The following is a 13,573-nucleotide window of genomic DNA, read 5'->3' as shown; positions in this document are numbered from 1 at the left end:
ACCATACAAATATGAAGACTCTATACAATAAATTACATATATTCGGGCAGACTATGCTGCTCATATTCTTTACTCTTTCTGTTCTCTTTTTGGGCTCTTGCAGCAAAGAAACGTTGGACTACAACCATCCGGATGTAGACTTGTTTGTCAAGCAGTTGAAGGCTGGTAAATATTCTACCCAAAGTCCGGATGGATTGAGTAATATGCCCAAGTTCACTTCCGAAGATATAGAGGAATTGCTGAAGTATGCCGAGGACTTGACGGTTATTCCCTCTTTCCCCTTGGCTCCGGTATCCTATTCGGCAGGTGGTAAGTTGCGTTTGGGCGAATGCATCTTGTGGACGGTAGAGACTATCCGTCTCGGGAACAACGCTTCAATGGGATGCAAGATGGTGCATACAGATGCGGAGAATTATGAAGGTATTTACTTCCTTTCGGACGAAGAGGTGCTGGATGCCGCCTCGCGCTACCGCCGTTGGTGGGAAACCCGTAAGTATCCACGGACTATGTGGACGATTGATCCCTGCTATGACGAACCACTTTGTGGCAGTGGATATATGTGGTGGTGAAATGTTTTTAGGGATTAGGGATTAAGGATTAGGTATTAAGTAATCAAACTGTCAAGTGAAGAGATTTATACTTGTAATGGGGCTGCTCTGTGCAGTAGCCTTCCCTTTTTATGCCCAAAATTGGACTTCTCAAGACTCGTTGAGGCTGAACCGGTTGCTGAAGGGAGAAGGGGAGGTGAAGCTGAATCCGGAGGTATTGAAGGAACTTGAAATGAACAGTTCCTTAGGTACTCCGAAAGCGGTGACGGACAAGTCATGGATGGATTTTGATAATTCGCTGCCCGTCATACCGAAAGTGCCCGAGAAAAAGGTTGTGCTTACCCTACGCCCTTATACGGCCAATACTAAATATAATTGGGACCCCATTTACCAGAAAAAGATTAAGGTGGACAAAGATACTTGGCGGGGAGACGAATTTTATGCACTTAAGATTCTGATGATTCCTACGAACTGGGCTAAACATCCGTTTGATGCTGGTCCGCGTGAGACGGTGGAGCAGATTGAAGCAACCGGTTTGCGTTACCGGGTGACGGAGCGGGCCAATAATATGGCTGTGGGCGGTTGGCAGGGTACCAGTGGCGGTGGAATTTCCGGTTTAGACCTGATGGCGCCTTTTACCCGTGAGTTTTGGAATTTCAAAGGTTGCAAGCGCCGTGCCCGTACGCTGGAAGTATTGAAGGCGTATGGAGATTCGATAACTGTTTTGGAACAACAGTAATTTATCACTTTTTGTCAAATTTTGAACTTTCTTTCTCCCCTTCTTGTTTTCATTAGTAAACCTTTAAAAAAAGTAATAATGAACAGAGTGACTTCTCTATTCGGAATAAGATATCCGATAATTCAAGGTGGTATGGTGTGGTGTAGCGGCTGGAGACTTGCTGCTGCTGTAAGCAATGCGGGAGGGCTGGGCTTGCTCGGCGCAGGTTCGATGCATCCCGAAACGTTGCGGGAGCATATTAGGAAATGCCGTGAGGCTACGCATCATGCTTTTGGTGTGAACATTCCCTTGATGTATCCCCAGATAGAAGAGATAATGCAGATTGTGGCCGACGAGGGAGTGAAGATTGTATTTACATCTGCCGGCAGCCCGAAGAAATGGACCGGTTGGTTGCACGAGCGTGGCATCACGGTGGTGCATGTTGTTTCGTCCTCGCGTTTTGCCGTGAAGGCTGAAGAGGCGGGTGTTGATGCAATAGTTGCCGAAGGCTTCGAAGCCGGTGGGCATAATGGGAGGGAGGAGACTACCACTCTGTGTCTGATACCTGCTGTACGTGCAGTTACTACACTTCCGCTGATTGCCGCCGGTGGCATTGCAACGGGTGAGGCCATGTTGGCTGCCCGGGTGCTGGGTGCGGAAGGTGTGCAGATTGGTACACGCTTTGCCTTGACGGCAGAGAGTTCTGCAAGCGAGGTGTTCAAGGATTACTGCTTGCATTTGGAAGAAGGGGATACCCGTCTGCTTTTGAAGAAGTTGGCTCCGGTGCGTCTGGTGCGCAATAACTTTCGCAGCGCCGTAGAGGCTGCTGAGGCTGTGGGAGCTTCAGAGGAAGAACTTCGTATCCTTTTAGGGCGCGGCCGTGCCAAACGTGGTATTTTTGAGGGTGACTTGGAAGAAGGGGAACTGGAAATAGGGCAGGTATCTGCCTTGCTGCATGGAAAGGGAGTGCAGTCTGTGGCGTCGGTCATGCAAGAGTTGGTGGAGGAGAGCAGAAGGGCGTGGGAGAGAATGCAGGAATTGGATCTCTGACTATTCCCGTCTTCTGGTATCATATAACACTAAAAAAGGAATATCCCCGAAATCACCGGGAATATTCCTTTTTTAGTTTCAACTTATAACCTTTTATCCTTTGGGGATATTGGTTGTGTCTTTTGCCATATTTCCACTTGTGGTAGAATTACTTGTGCCATTGTTGCTGGTAGTGGCGCTACCGGTAGCCATATTTGTAACACTTTTACCGGTTGTCTGTACAGCGGGTTGTTCTTCCCAATGGAACGGTTCGAAGCTACTGTTCGGGTCAACCCAGGACGGTTTCTTGGAAGCATAAATAATGAATGGGGCAATGACTACAATCAGCGCACCGATGATGAGTACGGAGAACCATACTGTGTTGCTGCCTGTTGAAATCTGGCTGGGCGGGATAAAGCTCAGTACGAATGCCAGCAATGATCCGCAGAAACCAAGACCACCGATGAGCCACATCAATCCGTTGCCATTCTTGCCGATACGGAACGGACGGTTCAGCTTCTTCATCTTATAACGCAGCACGATGGCTCCGGAGAACATCAGCATATACATGATAAGATAGAGGACTACAGTCAGCTGTGACAGAATCTGGTAGAAACTCTGTACGGAAGGCATGACTACGAATAGAAGGCTCAACACGGTTACTGCACCACCTTGTACATAAAGGATATTCTTCTGTACGCCTAGCTTGTTTGTCTTTTGGAAGAACGGAGGCATGTAGCCTGCTTTTCCTACGGCAAAGATACCTTTGGACGGACCGGCAACCCATGTCAATACACCTGCCAGTACGCCGAATGCCAAAGCGATGGCAATAATCGGTGACAGCCAGGAAGCACGGATGTAATGGAAGTAGTTGTCGAAGCCTACAAGCAGACTCTGTGTCAGACTGATGTCTTTGGCCGGGATGATGATACCCAGTGAGAAAGTACCGAGTACGAAGATGATAACCGTAATGGCCGCACCGATGAACACTGCCTTCGGATAATTCTTGGAGGGATTGTTCACGTCTTTTACGTGAATACCGCCCATTTCCATACCGGCATAGAAGAGGAAGATACTGGCAGCAAGCACCACGTTGTCGAAGTTCGTCAAGTCGGGGAAGAAGCTGCTGTGGAAATCCAGGTTGGAGTGTCCGCCGGTGGCAAGGTAGATGATACCTAGGATAATCAGCAGTGCGGCAGGAATAATGGTCCCGACCAGGCCGCCGACTTTTGCCACTTTACCTACCCAGCTCATACCCTTCATGGAGATGAATGTGGCTAGCCAGTAGATGATGAGGACAACGACGAGCGAGTAATATTTGTTGTTGGCCAGTGACATGTCGTGTACGTCGTTCATGCCGATGAAAGCAATGGATACGGCACCGAATGTCAATACGGTAGGATACCAGATTGTACTTTCAATCCATTGTACCCAGATGGCAAGGAAGCCCAGCTTTTTTCCGTAGGCTTCGCCTACCCAGCGGAACACACCGCCTTGCTTGTCTTGAAACATGGCAGCCAGTTCCGCGGCGACAAGTGACGTCGGAATCAGAAAAACAATGGCTGCAAATAAGTAGTAGAAGGCCGAACTCATTCCGTACACGGCCTCGGCAGGAAGTCCACGTAGGGATACTACTGCCGTCACATTCATGATTGCCAGGGTAAATACCCCCAGCTTCACTGTTTGTTTAATATTTGCCATAAGTTAAGGTTTTAGATGAAAAATATATTCAAAATCAGCGTCTATAACAACACTTGGGAAGAGTTGTTCCCAACGGATAAGTGAAAATTCCGGTTTTAACTATTCAGGAAGCATCAGCTTTAGGCGCGGGCTTCTGTGCCGCTTTCTTGTAGAACTCTTCTTTTTCCTTATTGCGCCGTTCGACCAGGCTCGTTACATACACTGTAAAGATAGGGAACATCATCATGCCCAGCGCAGCCAGCAGTACAGACAGTACCCGTCCGGTGGGAGTGACTGCTATGATATTGGAACCTACCGTCGTCACATCCATAAATGCCCACCACAAAGCATCTCCATATCCTTTGACCAGAGGATTGGGACCATGCTCCATGACATAAAAGGCCAGGCTGGAAAAATAGACGGTGGCCAGCAGCATGGTAAGATAGGAAACGAACAGTCCCGATGCACGGTTGTACGTCAGCCAACCCACTACGATAGCCATGGCATATCCACCCCGTACTAATGGGATAAAGCGCAACATATAGGTTATTTCCGGTGAGAAAGTCCATCCCATATAGGCAATGATATTTTGGTAAGGTATGGCTACCAGTAGGAAAATGAAATGTGTGGCTACATAGTGCCCCTTCTTCTCTGCCAGAAACCATTCCAACACAAAATCAGCCAGGAACAGAGCGCATATCCACAGCTGTACTTTCATGTAGACTGACTGTTCGTAAAAGGGAATCCCCTTGAACGTGTCGACAGAGATACTGATGACTAAAAATAACGAAAGTATCAGTATGATGACATGTAATATGCCGTAAATACCTTTTTCCCGCAATACAAATTCTGATAGAGCCATTTTCATGATGAAGTCCATTATGAAGTTATGAGTTATTAGTTATAAGTTATTTGCTAATTACGATGCATATACCAACAAATAACTCATCACTTATAACTCATAACTAAAAAATCTTATTCTGTAATTGTCACGTTATCACCGTTGAACACACCCAGACCGAGCTTGTTCATGATGAACTTAATTGCCGATTGGGCCTTTACGGAATTTCCCGCTTCGTCCAGGGGAGGAGCGAAGGCCGATACCCCCATGACACCGGGCAATACGGCCATTACGCCGCCGCCCACACCGCTTTTGGCCGGTATGCCGGCGGTGTACATCCAGTCGCCTGAATGTTCGTAGAAGCCTACGGTAGAAATCATCGACGTGATTTTCGGTGCCAGGCTGGCTTCGAACACCGTTTGTTTGGTGACTGGGTTCACACCGTTATTGGCGATGGTTCCTGCGGCAATGCCCAGTTGCTGGGCCGTGATGCCGAGAGAACACTGGCGGGTATAGAGGTCGAGTGCCATATCCGGATCATCGTAGATGCGGTTGTAGTTTTTCAGCAACCAGGCAATGGAGCGGTTGTTGAAATTGGTAGCCGTTTCCGATTTGTACAGTTCGTCGATGAGTTGCGGGGCAGAGCCGCATAGCTCGGTAATGTTCTGTACAATGGCATCCCATTTCTTGTCGGAGTTTCCTACTGGCTGCACCATGGAACAGGCTGAAATGGCACCGGCATTTACTAACGGAGTGGAAGGGTGGTCGTTTTCCAGCAAAATGGCGATGATGGAGTTGAACGGTAGTCCCGTGGCATCGGCACCTATCATGTCCAGCACTTTCTGTGCGCCGTATTGGCGCAGGATAAGGATGGCTGTGTGTACCTTCGAGACGGACTCTATACCGAAACGATAGTCTGTATCGCCTATATTGATGGTCTGCCCGTTCATCAGGCAGATGCTGAGTCCGAACAGTTTGGAGTCTATGTTGGCAAGGTAGGGGATATAATCCGCATTCTTGCCTCCCGTACTGCCCTTCACCTCGTTGTAGGCTTCTTGGGCAACCTCCTTTATTTGTGAAATTGATATTTTCTTTTCCATATTAGCTGTTACTTTTTATGTGTACGGCATCCGTGATTGAATATTTTGGCTTCCACCGGCAGGTTCTTTTCCTGCGCCATACGGGTGGGAGTCGGGTAGTCCAGTTTCTCCAGCTCCGTGATGGCATTCTTGATGTCACCCAGCAGCATGTCTGCCATGTCGCGGCTGAATCCTTGGCGAACAACGACACGCATTACGACATAGTCTTCCAGCTTTGAAGGCAGAGTATAGGCGGGTACCATCCAACCGTGTTGTGACAGCTTGTCCTGCAGGTCATAGAGAGTCCATTTGGCAGCTTTTGCATATTCCGGTTTCAAGTACCAGATGAACAGCGGGTTCACAACTTCGTCGGAATAGTTTACGAACGGAGCCATCTTGCCGATTTCGTCATGGATATACTTGGCGATGGTCAGGGAGTTGTACTGTACTTCCTTGTAACCCTGGAATCCCAAACGGATGAACTGGTAATATTGACCCAGAATCTGTGCGGCAGGACGGGAGAAGTTCAGGCCTACCTGAGTAATGTTGGCACCGAGGTAGTTTACGCTGAATGACATTTCTTCGGGCAGATATTCCTTGCCTTTCCAGCAAACCCAACCCAGCCCCGGATAAACCAGGCCGAATTTATGTCCGCTGACGCTGATGGAGAGTACCCACTTCAGACGGAAGTCCCACTTCTTTTCGGGATAGAGGAACGGGAGGATGAAACCGCCGCTGGCGGCATCCACGTGGATAGGAATGTCGTAGCCGGTCTTTGCATTGTAGGCATCGAGGGCTTTGTCGAGGGCTTCGACGTCATCGTTCAGTCCTGTCCATGTAACACCTTGGATAGGCACGATACAGATGGTGTTCTCATCACACATCTTCAAGGCTTCTTCGGGGTCGAGCGTGGTCTTGTCGAGTGTCAAAGGCACTTCACGCATTTCAATCTGCCACAATTGGGCGAATTTTTCCCATACCACCTGGAAACCGGTTGAAATAACGAAGTTGGGTTTGTCGAACGGTTTGCCTTGTGCTTGACGTTTCTTGCGCCAGCGCAACCAGGCTGCCACACCACCCAGCATACATGCCTCCGAGGAACCGATAGCAAGTGCGCCGGTTTTCCAGGTTTCTTTTTCAGGAGAGTTCCAGAGGTTGGCCACGATGTTGATACATTTACCGTTCATTACGGCGATGCGCGGATATTCGGTCTCGTCGATGTAGTTGATGTTGATGGCTTCGTTCATCAGCTTGGTGGCATATTCGTCCATATAGGTAGTGACGAATGTAGCCAGATTCAAGCGAGGCTGCGTTTGAGCGAAGGTCTCGTCTTTCACCATCTGATAGGCGATTTCCGGGGTAGTAGGTCCGTCGGGAATCTTTTCTACGGGTGAGGGTTGTAACATACGGTTTGAGCCGAATACTTCAGTTTTTGCATCTCCTTTTCTGAAATTCAAATCTTCCATATTAATAAGTTTTTTAAAGGTTTAGGCGGCGGGGCTTTTCCCCGTCGAATATCCCACAACAACGGGGTTTGCGGATGAAAGTTCCGGGGTTTTGCATTATTTGGCGTTTATTAAAGGGCAGCGTAGTAAAATCTTAAAAAACGAACATTCTGAAGGTGGGTTTGTTGTTCCCACATTATTCATTTAATTAATATACTACTATATGAAAATCAATACCGGAAGGGGTACAATCCCCCTAATCACGCTTGTCGGCATTTGGTCTGTCTCTGCATTGACTTCCTTGCCGGGGTTGGCCGTGTCACCTATTTTGGGACAGCTTACCACCATTTTTCCACATGCCACGGAATTGGATATACAGATGCTTACCTCCCTGCCTTCGCTGCTGATAATTCCTTTTGTGCTGTTGGCGGGCAAGCTGGCCGAGAAACGTGACTTTGTGCGTCTGCTGAAAGCGGGACTTTGGATGTTTGCCGCCAGTGGGGTACTTTATCTTTTTTCGGACAAAATGTGGCAGTTGATGGTGGTCAGCGCTTTGCTTGGCATCGGTTCGGGGGTGATTATTCCGTTGTCCACTGGTCTGGTTTCACGTTATTTCATGGGGGAATATCGGGTGAAGCAGTTTGGTTACAGTTCTGCCATCACCAATGTGACGCTGGTTGTGGCAACGGCGGTGACTGGGTATCTGGCAGAGGTAAACTGGCACTTGCCTTTCGTGGTATATCTGCTTCCGTTGATTTCTCTGCTGCTTGTCGGATATTTGAAGGGGGATACCGGTCAGCCGCAGATAGCAGAAGATACGGCTGCCGTTGTTCCGGAGGAATCCAAGCGTGCGGTTCCCGGTAAATACGGCATCCATATCCGCCATCTGCTACAGTTGATGCTGTTTTATGGCGTCACTACGTATGTAGTGCTGGCGGTTACTTTTGACTTGCCTTTTTTGATGGAGGCCCATCACTTCTCCAGCGGAAATTCCGGATTGATGATCTCCTTATTCTTCCTTGCCATTATGGCTCCGGGTTTCTTCCTGGGGCATATTGTGAAGTGGATGGGGAAACACACAAAGTTCTACAGCCTTTTGTCCATTGCAGTGGGTTTGCTCTTGATATGGATTTCGCCTAAAGAATGGCTGATAATACCGGGATGTATGTTGGTTGGTTTGGGATATGGTGTCATTCAACCGCTGATTTATGACGAGACAGTAGATACGGCCATACCGGAAAAAACAACTTTGGCACTGGCCTTTGTAATGGTGATGAATTATCTGGCGATTCTATTGTCCCCGTTCATTACAGATTTCTTTCAGACCTTGTTCCACACTAATTCCAAGGAATTTCCGTTTATTTTCAACCTCTGCATCACACTGCTCGCTATGTGGTGGGAGTATGCGAGGAAGAAGGATTCTTTGTTGGGGAGGAGTTATGAGTGATTTGTTGGTAATTGTGCTGCGCTATCATGCTGAAAGAAAAACACCAACAAATCACTCATCACTTATCACTCAATGGCTTCATATTTCAGCCCGAAGACGTCGGCTACAGCTTTGTATGTTACTTTGCCTTCCACTACGTTCAATCCCTGCGCCAGAGCCGGGTCGTCCTTGCAGGCTTGTCTCCAGCCTTTGCATGCCAGGGCTACGGTGTAGGGCAGGGTGGCATTTGTCAGTGCCATGGTGGAGGTGAAGGGTACGGCGCCGGGGATATTGGCAACGGCGTAGTGTACAATTCCGTCCACAATGTAGGTAGGGTCGCTGTGCGTGGTGGGGTGGGAGGTTTCGAAACAACCGCCCTGGTCGATGGCTACGTCTACGAGTACCGTACCGGGTTTCATCATCTTCAGCATTTCGCTGGTGATGAGGTGTGGGGCCTTGTCACCGGGGATGAGGACGGAACCGATTACCAAGTCGATGTTCGGCAATTCCATCTTGATGTTATGGGTGGAAGAATAGAGTGTCTTTACGTTTTTCGGCATCACTTCACTCAGGTAGCGCAGGCGGGGAAGGTTGATGTCGGCAATCAGTACCTCGGCACCCATTCCGGCAGCTATCTGTGCGGCATTGGTGCCCACGATACCACCTCCAAGGATAAGTACGCGTGCGGGACGTACGCCCGTTACTCCGCCCATCAGTTTTCCCTTGCCGCCTTGTGGCTTTTCAAGGAAGCGGGCTCCTACTTGTGTAGCCATGCGTCCTGCCACCTCACTCATAGGAGTAAGTAGCGGAAGTGAGTGGTCTTCTTTTTCCACGGTTTCGTAGGCAATGCAGACGGCACCGCTTTCAATCATGGCTTCGGTTAGTAATTTATCGGCTGCAAAGTGGAAATAGGTGAATACCACTTGTCCCTTTTTAATCAGTTTGTACTCCGGTGCAATAGGTTCCTTTACCTTGACAATCATGTCGGCTGCGGCATACGTGTCTTCAATGGTCGGTAAAGTCTTTGCACCTACGGCGATGTAGTCATCGTCGGAGAAACCGCTGTTTACGCCTGCTGTGGCCTGCACATACACCGTATGACCTTTTTTCACCAATTCGGCTACTCCGGCAGGGGTCATTCCCACGCGGTTCTCGTTGTTCTTGATTTCTTTAGGTACTCCGATAATCATAACCTTAAAGTTTTAATTGGGGGGTTAAACATGGCGCAATATAGCGATTTCCCGGCTTGGGTGTTATCGGTGCATCTATGTTCTTCAACAGAATTTTTATGCATGTTTTAATCAATGATAATTGTAGCTTTCTGTAGGTAGAGAGAACTATTCTTTTTATATTTGCATGCATTTAAAATAATATTGACTGTACAAAATATGAAATATTCTATATTTTTCTCTCTTTTGTTCTTTATTGGTAGTGTGCAAAGCGGCTATGCCCAAGAAACCGATACAGACAAGCCTTCCTTCATCCCGCCTTTTGATTTTCCCATCACTTTCTCCGGTAACTTCGGCGAGATACGTGCCAACCATTTTCATGGCGGACTGGATTTCAAGACAGGTGGCACCATAGGCAAGCCGGTACGCGCTCTGGCAGACGGATATATTTCGCGTATCCGCGTCACCCACGGCTCAGGTTATGTGCTCGATGTAACTTATGACAACGGCTATTCGACGATAAACCGCCATTTGAGTGCTTTTGTGGGTGACATTGCCCGTCGGATAGAAGATTTACAATATGAAAAAGAAAGCTGGGAGGTGGAAATAACTCCCGACCCCGATGAATATCCCGTGAAGGCCGGTCAGATAATAGCTTTAAGCGGAAACACCGGTTACTCTTTCGGTCCGCACCTGCATCTGGATATGATAGAGACGGCTACGGACGAATATATAGACCCGTTGCCTTTCTTCATGAACAAGGTGAAAGACAAGACTGCCCCGCGTGCCGAAGGTATCATGCTGTTTCCACAGCCGGGAAAAGGAGTGGTGGAGGGCAAGCAGACGCGACGGGCTTTTCCGGCACATCCAACAAAACCCATTACCGCCTGGGGACTGATTGGTGCAGGTATCCGTGCCTACGACTATATGGACGGAGTGCAGAATAAATATGGCGTGAAGGCGGTGATTCTCGAAGTGGACGGCGAGGAAGTCTTCCGCAGTACGGTAGATCGCTTTGCCTATGAGGAGAACCGCTATATCAATTCGTGGACACACGGCCAGTACATGAAGTCTTTCATAGAGCCGGGCAACCACTTGCGCATGCTACAGGCATCCAACGGCAATCGCGGACTGGTGGACATCAACGAAGAACACCCTTACCGGTTTGTCTATACGCTGAGAGATGCGCTGGGAAATATCTCCAAGGTCCGCTTCACAGTGCAGGGACAGAAGACGATAATTGCTCCGGTGGAACATCGTGAGAAATACGCCCTCAAATGGGATAAGGTGAACTATCTGCAGGAGCCGGGGCTGGAGTTGGTTATCCCGAAAGGAATGCTCTACGATGACGTCTTGCTGAACTACTCCGTGCGGGCTGATAGTGGCGACATCGCTTTCACCTATCAATTGAACGATACCCGTATTCCTATGCACGGTGCCTGCGATTTGCGTATCGGCTTGCGCCGGCGTCCGGTAGAGGATATGACCAAATATTATGTGGCGGGCGTAACGGCGCGCGGTGGAAAATACCGCATCGGCGGTAAGTATGAGGATGGTGTCATGAAAGTGCGTATACGGGATTTGGGGACTTATACCGTAGCGGTGGATACGGTTCCGCCGGTGATAACTCCCGTAAACCAAGCCCAATGGGGACGTACGGGAAAAATCATCTTCAAGGCCAAGGACAAGGAAACCGGCATCAATACCTATCGGGGTACGATTGACGGGAAGTATGCCTTGTTTGGAAAGCCCAATTCCATCAGCGGTAACCTGGTGTGCGAGCTCGACCCGAAACATGTGGAGAAAGGCGGCAAGCACGTGGTGGAGATGACGGTGACGGATGGCTGTGGCAACCGTACCACCGAACAGTTTGATTTTGTATGGTAAAGACTGAAATATTTAGTAACATTATAATTTAGAAGTATGAAAAGTAAAAGACTGACTCTTTCCGTCTTGTTTGTTGTGGCAGCCGTGGCGAATGCGCTGGCCTGCACCAATCTTATCGTGGGCAAGAACGCTTCTGCGGATGGTTCTACCATTGTTTCCTATTCTGCCGATTCTTATGGTTTGTTCGGCGAGTTGTATCATTATTCTGCCGGTATGCACAAGAAAGGTACGCTGATTGACATACACGAGTGGGACACCGGCAAATACCTTGGGCAGATAGAGCAGGCGCGTCAGACGTACAATGTCATCGGCAATATGAACGAATTCCAGCTCACTATCGGTGAAACGACATTCGGCGGACGCCCCGAACTGGTAGACACTACCGGTATTATCGACTACGGTAGCTTGATTTATCTCGGACTGCAACGTTCACGCACTGCTCGCGAGGCTATCAAGGTGATGACGGAATTGGTGCAGGAATATGGCTATTACAGTAGTGGAGAATCCTTCACCATTGCCGACCCCAACGAGATATGGATTATGGAGATGATTGGCAAGGGACCCGGTGTGCGCGGTGCCGTATGGGTAGCTGTCCGCGTGCCCGATGATTGTATCTCCGCACATGCCAATCAGAGCCGCATTCATCAGTTCAATATGAATGACAAGGAAAACTGCATGTACTCTGCCGACGTCATCTCTTTTGCACGCGAGAAGGGCTATTTTGACGGTGTGAACAAGGATTTCAGCTTTGCCGATGCCTACGCTCCGCTCGATTTCGGTGCCCGTCGCTATTGCGAGGCACGCGTATGGAGCTATTTTAATATGTTTACCGACCGCGGCAACGAGTTCCTGCCTTATATATTGGGTGAGACGGACACTCCGATGCCTCTGTTTGTGAAGCCCAACCGCAAGGTTTCCGTGCAGGATGTGAAGAACGCCATGCGCGACCATTATGAAGGTACTCCTCTCGACATCAGCAAAGATTTCGGCGCAGGCCCGTATCATACCCCGTACCGCCTTTCTCCACTCTCTTTCAAGGTGGGTGACCAGGAATACTTCAATGAGCGTCCCATCTCCACCCAGCAGAGCGGTTTCGTATTCGTGGCACAGATGCGTTCCGAGTTGCCCGACCCTATCGGTGGAGTATTGTGGTTCGGCACGGATGATGCCAATATGACGGTATTTACACCTGTATACTGCTGTACGGACAAGGTTCCCGTATGCTACACCCGTGTGGACGGCGCCGATTACATCACTTTCTCCTGGAACTCCGCTTTCTGGATTTTCAACTGGGTGGCCAATATGGTTTATCCCCGTTATGACTTGATGATGGGCGACGTGCGTGCCACTCAGACAGAGTTGGAGACAACCTTCAACGAAGCGCAGGAAGGCGTTGAGGCTGCTGCTGCCAAACTGCTGGAAAAAGATCCTGCCAAAGCAAAGGCATTTCTTACCAACTATACGAACATGACCGCTCAAAGTACCTTCGATACTTGGAAACGTCTTGGCGAGTTTCTTGTCGTAAAGTATAATGACGGCGTTGTCAAACGTATGAAAAACGGTCAATTCGAACGTAATTCCATTGGCCAGCCGGCAGGCGTAATCCGCCCGGGATACCCGAAGGAGTTCCTTGAAGAGTATGTTAAGCAGACGGGAGACAGATATAAAATGCCTGAATAAAATTAGGATATTTGAACTTATTCTTCTACATTTGTGTCTTACAAAAAAGTTTATATTAACCCTTAAAATAA

At 48.8% G+C, this 13,573-nt stretch carries 11 protein-coding genes; 6 read left to right on the top strand and 5 right to left on the bottom strand.

Features of this window, described 5'->3' with window-relative positions; all coding sequences use genetic code 11:
- Positions 1–11: 11 nt before the first annotated feature.
- The 3 genes from ITJ87_RS15460 (at position 12) to ITJ87_RS15450 (ending at position 2,316) form a co-directional block, all read left to right on the top strand.
- On the top strand, positions 12–569 hold the full coding sequence (locus ITJ87_RS15460) for a DUF4943 family protein (RefSeq protein ID WP_117965808.1): 558 nt from the start codon (positions 12–14) through the stop codon (positions 567–569).
- 55 nt (positions 570–624) lie between these two features.
- Positions 625–1,287, top strand: a complete 663-nt coding sequence (locus tag ITJ87_RS15455) for a DUF4858 domain-containing protein (RefSeq protein ID WP_117965805.1) — start codon at positions 625–627, stop codon at positions 1,285–1,287.
- Between the two features lie 78 nt (positions 1,288–1,365).
- On the top strand, positions 1,366–2,316 hold the full coding sequence (locus ITJ87_RS15450) for a nitronate monooxygenase family protein (RefSeq protein ID WP_117601265.1): 951 nt from the start codon (positions 1,366–1,368) through the stop codon (positions 2,314–2,316).
- A gap of 93 nt (positions 2,317–2,409) precedes the next feature.
- On the opposite strand, the gene gadC is transcribed toward ITJ87_RS15450, so the two are convergent.
- The 4 genes from gadC to ITJ87_RS15430 form a co-directional block, all read right to left on the bottom strand.
- The gene (gene gadC, locus ITJ87_RS15445; RefSeq protein WP_117601264.1) at positions 2,410–3,996 is read right to left on the bottom strand and encodes a putative glutamine/gamma-aminobutyrate antiporter GadC; all 1,587 of its coding nucleotides are present in this window, start codon (positions 3,994–3,996) and stop codon (positions 2,410–2,412) included.
- Positions 3,997–4,099: 103 nt separating this feature from the next.
- Positions 4,100–4,843: a potassium channel family protein gene (locus ITJ87_RS15440; RefSeq protein WP_117601288.1), complete on the bottom strand. Its 744-nt coding sequence runs from the start codon at positions 4,841–4,843 to the stop codon at positions 4,100–4,102.
- 107 nt (positions 4,844–4,950) lie between these two features.
- Positions 4,951–5,916: a glutaminase A gene (gene glsA, locus ITJ87_RS15435; protein ID WP_117601263.1), complete on the bottom strand. Its 966-nt coding sequence runs from the start codon at positions 5,914–5,916 to the stop codon at positions 4,951–4,953.
- An 8-nt stretch (positions 5,917–5,924) separates the two neighbouring features.
- Entirely contained in the window at positions 5,925–7,361 is a 1,437-nt protein-coding gene (locus ITJ87_RS15430) for a glutamate decarboxylase (RefSeq protein WP_117965802.1), read from the bottom strand.
- Positions 7,362–7,563: 202 nt separating this feature from the next.
- Here ITJ87_RS15430 and ITJ87_RS15425 point away from each other — a divergent pair, with 202 nt between their 5' ends.
- Positions 7,564–8,787 (top strand): MFS transporter, encoded by a 1,224-nt coding sequence (locus ITJ87_RS15425; RefSeq protein ID WP_117965799.1) that lies wholly within the window; start codon positions 7,564–7,566, stop codon positions 8,785–8,787.
- Positions 8,788–8,852: 65 nt separating this feature from the next.
- Here ITJ87_RS15425 and ald read toward each other — a convergent pair whose 3' ends face one another.
- A complete protein-coding gene (ald, locus tag ITJ87_RS15420) occupies positions 8,853–9,956 on the bottom strand; it encodes an alanine dehydrogenase (RefSeq protein WP_117965796.1) in 1,104 nt (367 codons plus the stop codon).
- Between the two features lie 198 nt (positions 9,957–10,154).
- Between ald and ITJ87_RS15415 the strand changes: the two genes are divergently transcribed.
- The gene (locus ITJ87_RS15415) at positions 10,155–11,822 is read left to right on the top strand and encodes a M23 family metallopeptidase (protein ID WP_226791191.1); all 1,668 of its coding nucleotides are present in this window, start codon (positions 10,155–10,157) and stop codon (positions 11,820–11,822) included.
- Positions 11,823–11,858: 36 nt separating this feature from the next.
- Entirely contained in the window at positions 11,859–13,502 is a 1,644-nt protein-coding gene (locus ITJ87_RS15410; RefSeq protein WP_117965790.1) for a C69 family dipeptidase, read from the top strand.
- Positions 13,503–13,573 lie beyond the last annotated feature (71 nt).

Origin of the sequence: Bacteroides sp. HF-162 (assembly GCF_015679285.1) — a bacterium.
GTDB lineage: Bacteria > Bacteroidota > Bacteroidia > Bacteroidales > Bacteroidaceae > Bacteroides > Bacteroides uniformis.
This window is presented reverse-complemented; position numbering and strand designations above follow the sequence as displayed.